Origin of the sequence: Bradyrhizobium sp. CB2312, from assembly GCF_029714425.1 — a bacterium.
In the GTDB taxonomy this organism is placed as follows: domain Bacteria; phylum Pseudomonadota; class Alphaproteobacteria; order Rhizobiales; family Xanthobacteraceae; genus Bradyrhizobium.
Genome location: NZ_CP121668.1, coordinates 3,840,345 through 3,855,706 on the forward strand (window position 1 = coordinate 3,840,345; position 15,362 = coordinate 3,855,706).

Below are 15,362 nucleotides of genomic sequence, written 5' to 3' on the forward strand. Positions count from 1 at the left end.
TGCCGCGCAAGGCGGCAACCTGTACCCCTTCATGCCGGGAGAGCGTCGAAATGAGCAAGCCTGCCAAGACCGAAGCCGAACTCATCGCCATGGCGCGGGCCGAGCTGAAGGCCCATGCCGATGGCCCGGACGACCTCGCCATCTCCATCGTCCGCGACGGCGACAGCTGGGAGTTCCGCGTCGACGCCGACCAGGCCACACGAGACCGGCCGGGCTTCCCCGAAAGCGTCGCCATGCTGGTGCAGATCGGCGATCACCTCAGCAAGCAGTATGATGTGAAGGGGTAGGGAACGGCTGTCATAGCGCCTCGCGCGAAGCGCGGCCCGGGGCGCTGCCTCTCCGTCATTGCGAGCGCAGCGAAGCAATCCAGTCTGTCTCCGCGCAAAGACTCTGGATTGCTTCGTCGCAAGAGCTCCTCGCAATGACGGGGAGAGGACAGCGACAATTACTGAATCTGAGAGGACGCGTCGCTGTTGGCTCAGCAGATCTCCCACTATCCCCCGTAACTCTGCACAAGGCTTCCCGCGACCAGCGACCAGCCGTCGACCAGCACGAAGAAGATCAGCTTGAACGGCAGCGAGATCGTCGCCGGCGGCAGCATCATCATGCCCATCGACATCAGCACCGAAGCGACGACGAGGTCGATGATCAGGAACGGGAGAAACAGCAGGAAGCCAATCTCGAAGGCGCGTTTCAGCTCGGAGATCATGAAGGCGGGGATGAGGATGCGAAGTGCGAGCTCGTCCGGGGTGGCAGGCGGCGGTTCGCCGGAGAGATCCAGGAACAGCTTGAGGTCCTTCTCGCGCACGTTCTTCTGCATGAAGCCGCGCAAGGGGACGGAGGCGCGCTGAAGCGCGTCCTCGACGCTGACCTGGTTGGCGACGAGCGGGCGGATGCCCTCGTCGTAGGATTTCTGCAGCACCGGCCCCATCACGAAGAAGGTGAGGAACATCGCCAGCGCAATGATCACGGAGTTCGGCGGCGCGGTCGCCGTGCCCATCGCGGTGCGCAGCAGCGACAGCACCACCACGATGCGCGTGAACGACGTCATCATGATCAGGATCGACGGCGCGATCGACAGCACCGTGAGCAGCGCGATCAGCTGGATCGCGCGTTCGGTGACGCCGCCGCCCTGGCCGCCGAGATTGATGCTGATGTCCTGCGCATGGGCAGGCATCGCGAGCGAAGCCGCGCCGATCAGGACAGAAAGAAAAACAACTCTACGCGGGAGGGCCGGCAGCCTCACGAAGACGGCTTCGGACGGCCGAGCAGGGAGGCCATCTCGTCTTCGAGATTCTCAAAGCTGGTCTTCTCCGCGGCCGGCTTTGGCGGCGGTGCCGATGGCGCCGGCGGCTCTATGCGGGCTGCGCGCGGCGCCGCCGCGGGCGGCTCGGGCGCAACCGGAGGCGCGGCCGTCTCGCCGGCCGGGCGGCGCAGCGCAGCTTCAAGACGCTGCGCCATCTCGGCGAGATTCTGCTCGGCGCTCGAGGGCGCAGCAGCGGGGGCCGGCGGCAGAACGGGCGGCGCCTGCGGCACGGGCGGCGGCGGTGCGGCCGGGCGCTCGGCGCGCACCGGCGGCACCTTTACGGGCTCGCCCTGGCGCGGCGGACGCGGCATCAGCGGCGGCTCATTGCGGGCAATGCGTGGCGGGAGCGGCTCGGGACGCGACTCGCGCTCGGGGCGCGGCGCGATCGGCTCCGGCGGAAAGCCGGGCAACGACGGCTCGCTGCGGCGCTCGGCCAAAGCGGGCGCGGGCCGGCGCACTTCGTCGGCGAAGGACGGGCGCGCGGGCCGCGGCGGCGGCTCGGGCATTTGCGGCTCGGGATGATCGAGCAGTTCGGGCCGCGGAGCCTCATCGGCCCAGCCGCCGGCATCCGGCATCGGGGCGAGGCGCGGCGGTTCGGCGGCGTTGGAACGCTGCGGGAGCTGGTCGCGGCCCGGGGCGGCACGAACGATGTTGGGCTCGACGACGATGTCGGTCGGGCCGCCGATCATCAGGAGATGCTCGACATTGTCGCGCCGGACCAGCACCAGGCGGCGCCGGCCGTCGACCGCGGCAGCATCGATCACGGCGAGCCGGGGCATCCTGCCGCGCTGGGTGTTGGCGCCGAGCCGGTTACCGGCGAATCGGCGCACCAGCCAAGCAGCGACGCCGATCAACGCCAGAACGACGATGAACGCGAGGATGAAGGTGATAGGGCTGCCTTGCATACTTGTCCCCGACAAATGGCGCTTTTCTTGCGCCCATGGTCAGATGCGCCAACCACCGGCGTACGATGCCCCAAAACTGCGATCTCTTAACGTCCTACGGCAAGTTTTGCCGTCCCCAAGTCTTATTAACCTATGAATCGCCCGATCCAAAACGACTTCTTGGCCTGTGCACGCCCGCCAAGCGGTTGGGTTAATGCCACTTTTGGGAACGTAGAATCACGGGGCGCCAAATTTGTGTCCCGGCAAGGACAAGCGAGCGTCATGCGTTCCCGGCATCCTTAACCACCTGTTAACCATACAGGCGGCAAATTCTGCCTAGCTTCGGACACAGGTCCGACGGCGGAAGGAGCCGCAACGATGTCCATCAACGACCTCCCGGTGCTGTCGGCGCTTCGCACCAAGATGCAGTGGCATCAGGAGCGCCAGCGCGTCCTGTCCGAGAACGTCTCCAACTCCGACACCCCCAAATTCCGGCCGCGTGACCTGGTCGAGCCGAAGCTCGACAAATCCGGCGCGGTGACCGGCTCGATGGGCCCGCTGGCGATGACCGTGACCAGCGCCTCGCACATGACGCCGTCGGGCGCGGCCTCCAGCTTCGACCAAAACAAGAATGCGGGCTTCGAGACCCGTCCCGCGGGCAATGCCGTCAATCTCGAAGAGGAGATGATGAAGGCCGCCAGCAACCAGATGGATTACGCGGCGGCGACCTCGCTCTATTCGAAGAGCCTGCATCTGCTCAAGACCGCGATCGGCAAGGGTTAGGCTGGGGTAGATCATGGCGAATGACAGCAGCGACTTTGCCCGCTCGATGGCGATCGCGACCTCCGGCCTGCGGGCGCAGGCCGGGCGCATGCGGGTGATCTCGGAAAACATCGCGAACGCGGACTCGACCTCGCAGAGTGCAGGCGGCGATCCCTACCGGCGCAAGGTGCCGACCTTCTCCTCCGCGCTCGATCGGACGCTCGACGCCCAGGTCGTCACCCTCGGCAAGATCAAGCCCGACCAGTCCAACTTCCGCGTCAAGTATGAGCCGAACAATCCGGCGGCGGATGCCACCGGCAACGTCAAATATCCCAACGTGAACTCGGTGGTCGAGATGACCGACATGCGCGATGCGCAGCGGTCCTACGAGGCCAATCTCAACATCATCAGTGCGACGCGCCGGATGATCCAGCGCACGCTCGACATCCTCAAGAGCTGAACAGGACATTTGAGCCATGGCATCACCGACAATCGCCGCCAATGCCTACGCCAACCTCGCCCGCGTGCTGGAGAACAGCGGCGCCGGCAAGGGCAGCGAAGCGAGCGGGCAGTCCTTTGCTTCGCTGCTGAAAGACGCGGTCGGCAGCGTCATGGAGTCCGGCCGCAAGTCCGACGCGCAGACGGTGGCGATGGCCGCCGGCAAGGCCAACGTGATGGACGTGGTGACGGCGGTCGCCGACACCGACGTTGCGGTGTCCACGCTGGTCTCGGTCCGCGACCGCGTGATCGCCGCGTATGAAGACATCATGAAGATGCCGATCTGACGGTTGTCATTCCGGGGCGCGCGTAGCGCGAGCCCGGAATCCATAACCACGATCTGGAGTATGGATTCCGGGCTCTCGCTGCGCGAGCCCCGGAATGACGAAAAATAACTCACTGTGAGAAATCCAAAATGACCGGACCCGAAACCCTCGACGTCGCGCGTGATGCGATCTGGACCATCGTGATCGTGTCCTCGCCGCTGATGCTGGTCGGCCTCGTGGTCGGCGTCATCGTGTCGCTGTTCCAGGCGCTGACGCAGATCCAGGAGCAGACGCTGATCTACGTGCCGAAGATCCTCGCGATCTTTGCCACGATGTTATTAGCGCTTCCATTCATGGCCGACTCGCTCCACGCCCACATGCTGCGGATCTCGTCGCGAATCATCGGCGGCTGAGGCACAATGCGCCCGTCATGCGCATCGACGTCTCGCTGCTGCCGGCGCTCGCCGCGTCCTTCATGCTCGCCTTCGCCCGGGTCGGTGCGATGGTGATGCTGTTGCCAGGCCTCGGCGAGACCAACATCCCGACGCGCATAAAATTGTCGATCGCGCTGCTGCTCACGCTGATCATCCTGCCGTTGCACCGCAATGCCTATCATGTCGACATGGGTTCGCTGGCGCCGCTTCTGGTGCTGATGCTGCATGAGATCGTGATCGGCATCGTGCTGGGCGCGACCGCGCGCGTGACGCTGTCGGCCCTTCAAGTCGCCGGCTCCGTGATTGCGCAGCAGATGGGGCTCGGCTTCGTCACCTCGGTCGATCCGACGCAGGGGCAGCAGGGCGTTCTGGTCGGCAACTTCCTGACCATGCTCGGCGTTACGCTGCTGTTTGCCACCGACAGCCATCACCTCGTGATCGCGGCGCTGAACGACAGCTACACGATCTTCTCGCCGGGCGAGACGATGTCGAGCGGTGACGTCGCTTCGCTGGCGACGCGCGCCTTCGCCGCCGCGTTCCGCCTGGGCTTGCAGCTCTCCGGGCCGTTCCTGGTGTTCGGCCTCGTCTTCAACATCGGGCTCGGTGTGCTGGCGCGGCTGATGCCGCAAATGCAGGTCTATTTCGTCGGCGTGCCGCTGTCGATCTTCGCGGGCTTCCTGGTGCTCGCCGTGGTGCTCACCGCGATGATGGGTACGTATCTGGATTACTTCATCGGTGTCATGCACCAGATGATGCCGCTCAAATAGGTGATCGATGGCGGAAGACAACGATCCCGAAAGTAAAACAGAAGACCCGACACAAAAGCGCCTCGAGGAGGCGCTCGAACGCGGCGACGTTGCGAAAAGCCAGGAGATCAACACCTGGTTCATGATCGCGGGCGGCACGCTTGTGGTCTCGACCTTTTCGGGATCGGTCGGCAGCGGGCTGGTGACGCCGATGCGCAATCTGCTCGCCAATTCCTGGATGATCAAGACCGACGGCGGGAACCTGCTCGCGCTGATGCAGCAGATCGAGATCGCCGTGCTCGCGGCGGTCGGCGTGCCGCTCTTGATGCTGGTGCTGGCGGCGATTGCCGGCAACATGCTCCAGCACCGTCTGGTGTGGTCGGCCGAATCCCTCAAGCCGAAGTTCAGCAAGCTTTCGCCCGCCGAGGGCTTGAAGCGCATCTTCGGCAAGCAGGCGGCGGCGAACTTCCTCAAGGGCCTCGGCAAACTCGTCGTGCTCGGCGCGGTTATGACCATAGTCCTATGGCCGGAGCGGCATCGCATGGAGGCGATGGTCAAGCTCGATCCGGCCGCCATGCTGGGCGCTACCACCAGCATGACCATCCATCTGCTCGGCGCGGTGGTCGCGGCGCTCGCGATCATCGCGATCGGCGACTATTTCTTCCAGTATCGCAGCTGGTTCCAGCGGCAGAAGATGTCGCTCCAGGAGATCAAGGAAGAGTTCAAGCAGTCCGAAGGCGACCCGCACATCAAGGGCAAGCTCAGGCAATTGCGCCAGCAGCGCTCCAAGAAGCGCATGATGGCGGCGGTTCCCAAGGCCTCCGTGATCATCACCAACCCGACCCACTATTCGGTGGCGCTGTCCTACGAGCGCGGCATGTCGGCGCCGATCTGCGTCGCCAAGGGCGTCGACAACCTCGCTTTCAAGATCCGGGAGATCGCGCGCGAGCACGACATCCCGATCGTCGAGAACGTGCCGCTGGCCCGTGCGCTCTACGCCACCGTCGATATCGACCAGGAAATCCCGACCGAGCACTACCATGCGGTCGCCGAAGTCATTGGTTACGTCATGCGGCTGAAGCGTGGATTCGGCGCCGGGCGGGGATAAAACACCCGAAAAGTACCGGAAATGGCCGTAATCTGGGAATCAGCGTACCTTTCGCCCCTGCTGCCCTTGCGCCTGCGGGTCCGATTGAGGCAGGGAAGGCCCCGTGCGCGCGATGGCGCGTTGATTCTCTGCCGACAGGCTGCGCCGGCTTGATATGACTGCTGAGACCGACCACGACCTCACACGCGAGCCCGTTGCGGCGCACGAGCCGTCGCCGCGCTCGGGCAGCATTGCGCTGGTGCTGCTGGTGGCCGCCGGTCTCGTCGCGGTCGCCGTCGGGTTGATGACGCTCGGGCGCGCGCAGGCGCAGCCTTACATCCTCGGCATCCTCGCCGTGCTGGCGATGGTCGGCCTGTTCAACCTGTTCGCCTTCGCCGCCGGCATCATCCGCTTCGCCGACCGTAGTCTGGACGATCCCATCATCGGCCGCATCTCCGATCATGCCTTCGATGGCCTCGCCGTGACCGATCCGCGCGGCCACGTGGTCTATTCCAATGCGGCCTATCTGACGTTGACGGGCGCCGTCGGCCCGCAGGACGTGCGGCCCGTCGAGCGCGTCTTCATCGGCAACCCCGACGTCTCCGAGGCCGTGTTCCGCCTGCTCAAAGCCGCCCGCGAAGGCAAGCGGCAGCAGGAAGAAGTGCGCATCTCCGGCCACGAGGGCAGCCAGGGCCGTTGGCTGCGGATGCGCGTGCGCCCGCTCGGCGGCGGCAAGCGCGAGGCCAAATACGCGGTGTGGTCGATCGCCGACATCACCCGCGACCGCGAGCGCCAGGAGGACGTGTTCCAGGAGCTCCAGCACGCAATCGAATATCTCGACCACGCGCCTTGCGGCTTCTTCTCGGTCAATCCGGCCGGCGAGCTCGCCTATGTCAACGCGACGCTGGCGAACTGGCTCGACTACGACCTCGCCGAGATCGGTTCCGGCGGCCTGAAGCTCACCGACATCGTCTCCGGCGACGGCGCCTCGCTGCTCACCGCGATCGTGGCGGTTCCAGGCGAGGTGAAGACCGAGGTCTTCGACATCGACCTGCGCATGCGCACTGGCAAGACCATGCCGGTGCGGCTCTACCACAAGCTCGCCTTCGGCGCCGACGGCGCGCCGGGGCCGTCGCGCACGCTCGTCATCAGCCGCGCCCGCGACGAGCGCAGCGATCCTGATCGGGCCGCCGAAGTGCGCTTCATGCGCTTCTTCGACCACACGCCGATGGCGATCGCCACCGTCGATCGCGCCGGCAATGTCGTGCGGGCGAACGCGCGCTACGCCAAGCTCGGCCAGGCGCTCGGCCTCGACAGCGCCTCCAAGTCGATCTTCCGCGCGGTCAATTCGCGCGACCGCCAGCTTCTGATCGCGGCCATCAACCAGGCCGCCGACGGCCAGGCCGACGTCGCGCCGGTCGAGGTCGCGCTGGAAGGCACCAAGGAGCGCTGGGGCCAGTTCTTCGTCACGCCGGTGGACGCTGCCGAGAACGAGGCGGAAGCGGCCATCGTGCACATGCTCGAGACCACCGAGCGGCGTGCGCTGGAGAACCAGATCAACCAGTCGCAGAAGATGGAGACGGTCGGGCAGCTCGCCGGCGGCATCGCGCACGACTTCAACAACGTGCTGTCCGCCATCATGATGGCGAACGACTTCCTGCTGAACGCGCACAAGCCGACCGATCCGTCGTTCCAGGATATCATGCAGATCAAGCAGAACGCGACGCGCGCCGCCACATTGGTGCGGCAGCTGCTGGCGTTCTCGCGGCGGCAGACGCTGCGACCGCAGGTTCTCGACCTCGGCGATGCGCTCTCCGACCTCGCCATGCTGCTGCGCCGGCTGATCGGCGAGAAGGTCAAGCACGAGACCATCCACGGCCGCGACCTCTGGCCGGTCAAGGTCGACGTCTCCCAGTTCGAGCAGGTCATCGTCAACCTCGCGGTGAACGCGCGCGACGCCATGCCCGACGGCGGCAAGCTGATCATCCGCACCGCCAACGTCACCGCCGAGGAAGCGGCCAAGCTCGCCTACAAGGGCATGCCGGCCGCGGACTATGTGCGGATCGAGGTCGCCGACACCGGCACCGGCATTCCCGCCGACATCCGCGACAAGATCTTCGAGCCGTTCTTCTCGACGAAAGAGGTGGGCAAAGGTACCGGCCTTGGCCTCTCCACCGTCTACGGCATCGTCAAGCAGACCGGCGGCTTCATTTATGTGGACTCGGAGCCGGGGCAGGGCACCTCGTTCCACATCTTCCTGCCGCGCCATCATCCCGAGGCCGAGGTGCAGGTCGAGCAGCCGGCGGCAACGGCCGTCAGCGCCACCAATGGCGCTGCGAAGGAGGCCGCGCCCGCGGCGGCGGAGGCAAAGCCGCGCACCGATCTCACCGGGCAGGGAACCATCCTTCTCGTCGAGGACGAAGAGGGCCTGCGTGCGCTCAACGCCCGCGGCCTGCGCTCGCGCGGCTACACCGTGGTCGAGGCCGAGAACGGCGTCGAGGCCATGGAGGTGCTGGACGAGCAGAGCGGCGCGATCGATCTCGTCGTCTCCGACGTCGTGATGCCGGAGATGGACGGCCCGACGCTGCTCAAGGCCATGCGCGAGAAGAATCCCGACATCAAATTCATCTTCGTCTCCGGCTACGCCGAGGACGCCTTCGAGAAGAGCCTGCCCGAGGGCCAGCAGTTCGATTTCCTGCCAAAGCCGTTCACCCTCAGCCAGCTCGTGGCGGCGGTGAAGGAGACGATGACGAAGCAGGGGTGAGGGCGCGCCATAACGCTTGCCGTCATTGCGAGGAGCGAAGCGACGAAGCAATCCAGACTGTCTCCGTGGAAAGATTCTGGATTGCGTCGTCGCGAGAGCTTCTCGCAATGACGGAGGAGAGAGTTCGTCCGCACTCACGGGCAAAAGCGGAATTCACCCCGTTAAGCCGGTGGTAACCCGCGACCACGGTTCCCCCGCGCCACCCCGGCAAACCCCCGCCAAATATGGGCTTTTGCCACATCCCCGCGACTGAGGGCCGCAGCTGCGGGTTCCGAAACCGTCTTCACTTTTCGGGAAGTCTGCCCATCTTATGGCCACGTCCCCATGCCGGGGATTTGGGAAACGCACATGAATTTCTCGCAACGCTCCCGCAGTCTCTTCAAGACGATCGCCGTCGTGCTGGCGCTTGCGCTGCCGACCGCGCTCGCCATCTCGTCTGCCGACGCGCGCGTCGGCGGTGGCATGTCGTCGGGGTCGCGCGGCTCGCGGACCTATTCGGCGCCGCCGTCGACCACGACCGCGCCGGGCTCGACCTCGCAGTTCAACCGCACCTACACCCAGCCGGGCGCAGGGATGAATTCGGCCGCGCCGGCGCGTGGCGGCCTGTTCGGCCGCGGCGGCGGCTTCCTCGGCGGCCTTGCGGCCGGCTTCCTCGGCGCAGGCCTGCTCGGCATGCTGTTCGGCGGCGGCCTGTTCGGCGGCCTCGGCGGCCTGTCCTCGATCCTCGGCCTGATCATCCAGATCGTGCTCGTGGTGTTCGTGGTGCGGCTGGCGATGTCGTGGTGGCAGCGCCGTCACAGCCCGCAGGCGGCCTACGCCAATGCTGACGCAAGTGCCGGTCCGGGACCCCAGACGAACTATCGCAGCGGCCTCGGCGGGGGACTGGGAGGTGGTCTCGGCGGCTTCGGCTTCGGCGCCAACAACGCACCGCTCGAGATCAAGCCTGACGACTATGAGGCGTTCGAGCGCCTGCTCGGCGAGATCCAGACCGCCTGGTCGAACGAGGACGTGGCCAAGCTGCACACGCTCGCGACGCCCGAGATGGTCTCCTATTTCGAGCAGGACCTTGCCCAGAACCGCGCGCGCAACGCGGTGAACAAGGTCAGCAACGTGAAGCTGCTCCAGGGCGACCTCGCGGAAGCCTGGCGCGAAGGAGAGACCGAGTACGCCACGGTGGCGCTGCGCTTCGCGCTGACCGACAAGACGCTGGACCGCAACACCGGCGCGATCGTTGCCGGCAGCGAGCAGCCGGGCGAGGCGACCGAAATCTGGACCTTCGCCCGTCGTCCGGGCGGCGGCTGGGAATTGTCAGCGATCCAGCAGACCAACTGATTGCGGACGAGATGAGAAACCAGGGCGTCGTGCTCCAGCACGGCGCCCTTTTCTTTTGGGCGTCTCGCAGCGCGGCATCGGAATAAGCGGGCGCGGCTCGGGTTGAAATCAGGCGGCGAACCAAAAACAGTCCTGGGAGGACAAGATGATCCGTATCGAGAGATCCGTGACGATTTCAGGGCTCGCGCTCGCGCTGGCCTTGCTCGCGGCGCAATCAGTGCACGCGCAGTCAGCTGATATGACATTCTTCGTGACCTCCAGCGGCCCGGGCAAGGGCGCCGATCTTGGCGGCCTGGAAGGAGCCGATGCGCAGTGCGCGAGGCTCGCTCAGGCCGCCGGCGCCGGTGCCAAGACCTGGCGCGCCTATCTCTCGACGCAGGCCGCCGACGGCAAGCCGGCCGTCAACGCCCGTGATCGCATCGGCAAGGGACCGTGGCAGAATGCCAAGGGCACGGTCATCGCCAAGGACGTTGCCGACCTGCATGGTCCGGCCAACAATCTCACCAAGCAGACGGCACTCAGCGAGAAGGGTGAGGTCAACAACGGTGCTGGCGATACGCCGAACCGGCACGACATCCTCACGGGAACGCAACCCGACGGCACGGCGTTTGCGGCCGGCGACGACAAGACCTGCAAGAACTGGACGTCGAGCACGCAAGGCACGGCGGTCGTCGGCCATGCCGATCGTAAGGGCCTGCGCGACGACGAGCCGTCAAAGTCCTGGAACAGCTCTCACCCCTCGCGCGGTCCCGATGGCGGCTGCTCGCAGGCCGATCTGAAGAGCACCGGCGGTGACGGGCTGCTGTATTGCTTCGCGGCGAATTGAGGCCTCGTCATTGCGAGGAGCGAAGCGACGAAGCAATCCACACTGTCTCCGCGGAAAGACTCCGGATTGCATCGCTTCGCTCGCAATGACAGTGTGCTGGTGCCGTCGCCGTTCCGTCCAACCCTGACGGAACCTTCCGCCGCATGCTACATTGGTCCGATCGCCCCCACGCTCACGGACCCTCCCATGAAATACGAGCTCTACTACTGGCCCGAGATCCAGGGCCGCGGCGAATATGTGCGGCTGGCGCTGGAGGAGGCGGGGGCCGCTTACGTCGACGTCGCGCGGGGACCGCGCGGCACAAGTGCGATGATGAAGATGATGGACGCGGATGGCGGGACGCCGCCCTTTGCCCCGCCATTCCTGAAGGCCGGCAAGCTTGTCATCGGCCAGACCGCGAACATCCTGCTCTATCTCGGCAGCCGCCACGGCCTCGCGCCGAAGACAGAAGCAGGCCGGCTCTGGGTGCATCAGCTTCAACTCACGATCACCGATCTCGTGGTCGAGATCCACGACACCCATCATCCGCTCGGGCCGTCGATGTACTACGAGGACCAGAAGGCGCCAGCGAAGAAGCGCACCGTCGACTTCTGGGACGAGCGCGTTCCGAAATATCTCGGCTATTTCGAGCAGCTGCTCGCCGGCAACGGTGGCGCTTACGTTACGGGGCGCCGGCTGACTTATGTCGATCTCTCGCTGTTCCAGATCGTCGCCGGGCTGCGCTACGCGTTTCCGAAGCGCATGAAGACGTTCGAGACGGATATTCCGGGCCTCGTCGGCCTGCACGACCGCATCGCCATGCGGCCGAACATCAAAGCCTATCTCGCAAGCGAACGCCGCATTCCCTTCAACGAGCAGGGCATCTTCCGCCGCTACCGCGAGCTCGACAATTAGCCGGTCCGGACGGAGGCTGGCGGCAGCCCCCGTTCCGGACCGGCCGTTTCGGGCGCGATCATTCGCCCGAAAACCTGATGGTTTCCAGCAAATTGCGAGCGCTCGTGACCAGGCCGCTGGCTCGAATCATCGGGTGCGAGGTCGTGCTCGTCGGGACAGGGCGGCTTGCAGAACATTGTCGCGTCTCCCGTTGTGTGGGTGCGCGTTTCCTCTAGCGAGGTTCGCATCCGGCGACGTCAGTCGATCGGAGGAGGGCAGCGTTTTTCCGTGCAGAGCGCAGTGGCGTGATGCGCGCTCACCACACGCCCGGCAGCAAACGGTAGCGCACTCGTGCCGTATAGTCGGCATAGCCCGGCAGGCCCTCGCGCAGCGTGCGCTCCTCGATGCCGATGCGGACCGCAAACAGCGAGAGGAAGAGCGGCACCATCGCAAGTCCCCACCACGAGCCAAGCAGCAGCGGAAGGCCCACGAAGAACAGGACCATGCCGCTGTACATGGGATGGCGCACATGGGCGTATGGACCGGTCGAGATCACCCGCTGTGCGCGCTCGGCTTGCAGCTTCACCACGGGCGCTGCGAACGAGTTCTCGCGGAACACTGACATCGTGAACAGCATGCAGAGCACGAACAGCACGAAACCGAGGACCTGCAAGGCCATCGGCATGTCGGACCAAAGCGAACGCCGGTCGAGCCCCATCACGACCAGCCAGGCCAGCATCGCCGCGATAAGGGCGGCGACGAAGGCCTTGTCGGCCGGCGGCTGGTCCTTCTGGATGACCGGACGAAGGCGCTCCGCCAGCAGCGCCGGATCGAGCCGGTAGAGCCACCAGCCACAGAGCGGGCCGATCAGGGCGGAGGTGACGAGGAACACCCAGGCCGAAGGCCAGTGCAAGGTCCCGGCGCAAGCGAACAGCAACGCACCCATCGCGACGGTGAAAATCATGTTCTGCAACAGCAGTCGGGCGATCATGCTCGATCCGGCTCCATCCCAGGCTGTTATATAGAGATTTTTTCCGGCCAACATGCGGCCGACGCGACGGGCCGGCATCAGATCTTGATGGGCGGTGTAAAGGCCGCGATGAGCCGAACCAGATCCGCCTGCCGTTTGGTGCCGGTCTTGGTGAAGATCCGGGTGAGATGGGTCTTGATGGTCGTTTCGGCGATGCCCATGCTTCTGGCCACGTCAGGAACCCCACCGATTTCGACGATGGCGAGGAAGACACGCAGTTCGGTCGGCGTCAGCTTGAACAGCTTGCGGATGAGGTCGGGCGCGACGATCGTATCGATCGCTGCCTTACTGACGAACAGGACGGCGCAGGCCTCATAGCTGGCCCCGAACGTTTGCCGGCGCCCGGCGGTGAGCGGCAAGAGATGCCCGACATAATGCGAGCCGTCGCGGGCCGTCAGATGCAGCGAGATGCTCGCGCTCGTCGTCGCCCCGTCGCCGACAGCGGTCCCCGCCAGCGCTTGCCGCACCACACGATCGGCATTCAGGTCTGAGGTCACGAGCCGGCCGCGAACAGAGCGAAGCACGTCGGCGCCATCGAGAAGCTCCCGCGCGCTTTCATTGGAGTGGGTGATATTTCCGTTGGCATCGAACAGCAGGACGGCGGTTCGCAGGGCGTCGAGCGTCCGGGCCGACGCTGTCCCCAATGTGTTCTGCTGCTCCAGTTTCTGCCTCACGAGCATGGCGCGCTGCATGTGCGGAGTCAGGTGGGAGATCACCTGATACATCCTGCGATCGACGGCACCTCCGGCCTTCATGATCGAGAGGCGGGATATCCCGTCGGCGGACTTGTCGAGCAGGATATTGGCGGCGTCCTCGAGACCCTGCGGCCGGGTCCATTCGTTGTAGAACGTTGTCGTCCGGAATTCGTCGACATCGATCCAGTCCCGGATCGTCTGGATCTGGCCAACCGGCGCGTGGAGCACGCCGCGCGACGGATCGAATGGTTCGTAGGTTTCGATGTAGGACTGAATATAGGCGGGCTCGACACCGACGGCGTGCGAGATCACGGCCTCGCCGCCGGCTCCGATCCGGACCAAGCCGCCGCTCTGGCCGCCCGCCAGATCGACGATGCTGCCAAGCGTGGTCGTCCACCGGGAATCGTCGAGCGAGGCATCGTAGATGTCCGTCACCAGCGAGAGCAGCTTGTCATTCAGTTCCATTGGTTTGCAGTTCCATTGGCTTGTCCCGTGGGCGCCTGGACCGGCTCGTCGGTCTCGCAGATGAGCACGCCGGATGCGGAATTTTGATGAGCCGGATCACACTTGATGTGACTGAGCAGGTGCCCCCTCGGTTCAGCGCCGCCTTTGCGGATGCTGAACGAGGTCGGCCGGGTGCCGGCGGCGAGGAGGGCGGACGTGGCGAGGAACAGCCGGGCCGGCGGCCAATGGAGGTTGCGGCGGACGACAACAGCGCGCGCCACGGCGATGAAGAGGATCGTGTTCTGCTGCGTGGGCCGCGGGGTCAACCGCGCAGGATATTGACCCGGCTATCCCGCGAAGGTGCGGCCGGACGCACGAAAGGCCCGATCGACCGGATCGGGCGTTTCAACTTGGGAAGGACTGATCAGGCGAGCTGATCGATCCGCGTGCCCTGGCCCGGCGGCAGCGGCGCGGGCGGCTGCGGCTTGTAGGTCGGGTCGGTGTCTTGGGTCTTGGTCTGGTCGTCCTGCTGCTTGGTCGTGTCGTAGCTCGGCACCACGATCGCGATCGGCGGCGGCGCAACGGTCGAAACGCTCATCCACAAATCCTCACACATGGAAACAATTGACCCTGCCCCGGCAGGAGCGAAATTTCCTTCAAGGCAATTGTTAAAATGCGAGGGAATGGTGTGGCGAGGACTGCTGTCGTCGTCCGCTCGCTGTGCGATTTCGAAGAACGTGAACTCTCTCATCCGTCATTGCGAGCGCAGCGAAGCAATCCAGAATCCCTCCGCGGGATGAGTCTGGATTGCTTCGCTCCGCTCGCAATGACGGAGTATGTGGAAAGAGCGAGCGCCCCTTCTACTCGTCTTTGCCGCGCGTGATCGCGATCGACGCATCCGTCTTGGTGCGGGTGCATTCCATGTTGAGCCGCCGGTAGCGCATCGTGATCTTGTCGCCGCGCAAGAGGCCCATCCGCTTCAGGCAGCGTGTCGCGCCGGTCGTGGTGTCGTCCTTGGTCACGGTGAAGACGATCGCCGCCATTGACCCGACCACATTAAAGAACTCCGGCGTCGGCTTGCGGTCGCCCTTGGCATAGAGCTCGATCGAATATTTGTCGCCGCGACAGCCCACCGACAGCTCCTTGGCCGAGGGATGCGTCAGGTACACGATGTTGCCGGCACGGAAATTCACCTTGAGCCGATCGATCTGGTTCGCCAGCTCCTTGGCGCTGTCGTCGCACCGGTCGGCGCGCGCGGGCGAGGCGAGGGTCACAAGGCCGGTGATGGCGGCGGCGACGAGGATCGCGCCGCGGATGTTCAGTTTGAAAATCATGATGAAAAGCCCCTGAGGGCGCGCATTCAACCTTCGTCGCGCCCGGAGCGCAAGGGGTGCACCCAGGTCTTCCCGAGCATC

At 65.2% G+C, this 15,362-nt stretch carries 18 protein-coding genes; 11 read left to right on the forward strand and 7 right to left on the reverse strand.

Annotated elements, in window-relative coordinates; all coding sequences use genetic code 11:
* The first annotated feature begins 50 nt into the window (after positions 1 to 50).
* Positions 51 to 287, forward strand: coding sequence for a hypothetical protein (locus QA642_RS18470; protein ID WP_283085905.1), 237 nt, complete (start codon positions 51 to 53; stop codon positions 285 to 287).
* 206 nt (positions 288 to 493) lie between these two features.
* Here QA642_RS18470 and fliP read toward each other — a convergent pair whose 3' ends face one another.
* Together fliP and QA642_RS18480 are read right to left on the reverse strand one after the other, a co-directional pair.
* Entirely contained in the window at positions 494 to 1,246 is a 753-nt protein-coding gene (gene fliP / locus QA642_RS18475) for a flagellar type III secretion system pore protein FliP (protein ID WP_283085906.1), read from the reverse strand.
* Positions 1,243 to 2,211 carry a flagellar biosynthetic protein FliO gene (locus QA642_RS18480; RefSeq protein WP_283085907.1) on the reverse strand — a complete coding sequence of 323 codons (969 nt, stop codon included), beginning with the start codon at positions 2,209 to 2,211 and terminating at the stop codon, positions 1,243 to 1,245. The genes fliP and QA642_RS18480 overlap by 4 nt, the downstream gene beginning before the upstream one ends.
* 357 nt (positions 2,212 to 2,568) lie before the next feature.
* Here QA642_RS18480 and flgB point away from each other — a divergent pair, with 357 nt between their 5' ends.
* From flgB to QA642_RS18530, 10 genes are all read left to right on the forward strand, one after another.
* A complete protein-coding gene (gene flgB / locus QA642_RS18485) occupies positions 2,569 to 2,973 on the forward strand; it encodes a flagellar basal body rod protein FlgB (protein ID WP_092213402.1) in 405 nt (134 codons plus the stop codon).
* A 13-nt stretch (positions 2,974 to 2,986) separates the two neighbouring features.
* Positions 2,987 to 3,412 carry a flagellar basal body rod protein FlgC gene (gene flgC / locus QA642_RS18490; RefSeq protein ID WP_008142415.1) on the forward strand — a complete coding sequence of 142 codons (426 nt, stop codon included), beginning with the start codon at positions 2,987 to 2,989 and terminating at the stop codon, positions 3,410 to 3,412.
* A 16-nt stretch (positions 3,413 to 3,428) separates the two neighbouring features.
* On the forward strand, positions 3,429 to 3,737 hold the full coding sequence (gene fliE, locus QA642_RS18495) for a flagellar hook-basal body complex protein FliE (protein ID WP_008142413.1): 309 nt from the start codon (positions 3,429 to 3,431) through the stop codon (positions 3,735 to 3,737).
* A gap of 128 nt (positions 3,738 to 3,865) precedes the next feature.
* The gene (gene fliQ / locus QA642_RS18500; RefSeq protein WP_074123897.1) at positions 3,866 to 4,129 is read left to right on the forward strand and encodes a flagellar biosynthesis protein FliQ; all 264 of its coding nucleotides are present in this window, start codon (positions 3,866 to 3,868) and stop codon (positions 4,127 to 4,129) included.
* Positions 4,130 to 4,146: 17 nt separating this feature from the next.
* Positions 4,147 to 4,917 (forward strand): flagellar biosynthetic protein FliR, encoded by a 771-nt coding sequence (fliR, locus tag QA642_RS18505; RefSeq protein WP_283085908.1) that lies wholly within the window; start codon positions 4,147 to 4,149, stop codon positions 4,915 to 4,917.
* Between the two features lie 7 nt (positions 4,918 to 4,924).
* A complete protein-coding gene (gene flhB / locus QA642_RS18510) occupies positions 4,925 to 6,004 on the forward strand; it encodes a flagellar biosynthesis protein FlhB (protein ID WP_283085909.1) in 1,080 nt (359 codons plus the stop codon).
* Between the two features lie 154 nt (positions 6,005 to 6,158).
* Positions 6,159 to 8,747, forward strand: a complete 2,589-nt coding sequence (locus tag QA642_RS18515) for a cell cycle histidine kinase CckA (RefSeq protein WP_283085910.1) — start codon at positions 6,159 to 6,161, stop codon at positions 8,745 to 8,747.
* A 324-nt stretch (positions 8,748 to 9,071) separates the two neighbouring features.
* On the forward strand, positions 9,072 to 10,079 hold the full coding sequence (locus QA642_RS18520) for a Tim44 domain-containing protein (RefSeq protein WP_283085911.1): 1,008 nt from the start codon (positions 9,072 to 9,074) through the stop codon (positions 10,077 to 10,079).
* Between the two features lie 145 nt (positions 10,080 to 10,224).
* Positions 10,225 to 10,905 carry a lectin gene (locus QA642_RS18525; protein WP_283085912.1) on the forward strand — a complete coding sequence of 227 codons (681 nt, stop codon included), beginning with the start codon at positions 10,225 to 10,227 and terminating at the stop codon, positions 10,903 to 10,905.
* Between the two features lie 186 nt (positions 10,906 to 11,091).
* Positions 11,092 to 11,799: a glutathione S-transferase gene (locus tag QA642_RS18530; protein ID WP_283085913.1), complete on the forward strand. Its 708-nt coding sequence runs from the start codon at positions 11,092 to 11,094 to the stop codon at positions 11,797 to 11,799.
* 295 nt (positions 11,800 to 12,094) lie between these two features.
* Here QA642_RS18530 and QA642_RS18535 read toward each other — a convergent pair whose 3' ends face one another.
* The 5 genes from QA642_RS18535 to QA642_RS18555 all read right to left on the reverse strand — a co-directional run bounded on the left by QA642_RS18535 (position 12,095) and on the right by QA642_RS18555 (position 15,281).
* Positions 12,095 to 12,769, reverse strand: a complete 675-nt coding sequence (locus tag QA642_RS18535; RefSeq protein WP_283085914.1) for an isoprenylcysteine carboxylmethyltransferase family protein — start codon at positions 12,767 to 12,769, stop codon at positions 12,095 to 12,097.
* A 77-nt stretch (positions 12,770 to 12,846) separates the two neighbouring features.
* Positions 12,847 to 13,938 carry a helix-turn-helix transcriptional regulator gene (locus tag QA642_RS18540; RefSeq protein WP_283085915.1) on the reverse strand — a complete coding sequence of 364 codons (1,092 nt, stop codon included), beginning with the start codon at positions 13,936 to 13,938 and terminating at the stop codon, positions 12,847 to 12,849.
* Between the two features lie 20 nt (positions 13,939 to 13,958).
* Entirely contained in the window at positions 13,959 to 14,273 is a 315-nt protein-coding gene (locus QA642_RS18545) for a hypothetical protein (RefSeq protein ID WP_283085916.1), read from the reverse strand.
* 98 nt (positions 14,274 to 14,371) lie between these two features.
* Positions 14,372 to 14,545 (reverse strand): hypothetical protein, encoded by a 174-nt coding sequence (locus tag QA642_RS18550; RefSeq protein ID WP_235545139.1) that lies wholly within the window; start codon positions 14,543 to 14,545, stop codon positions 14,372 to 14,374.
* A gap of 262 nt (positions 14,546 to 14,807) precedes the next feature.
* Complete coding sequence (locus tag QA642_RS18555) at positions 14,808 to 15,281, reverse strand: hypothetical protein (protein WP_283085917.1); 474 nt, start codon at positions 15,279 to 15,281, stop codon at positions 14,808 to 14,810.
* Positions 15,282 to 15,362 lie beyond the last annotated feature (81 nt).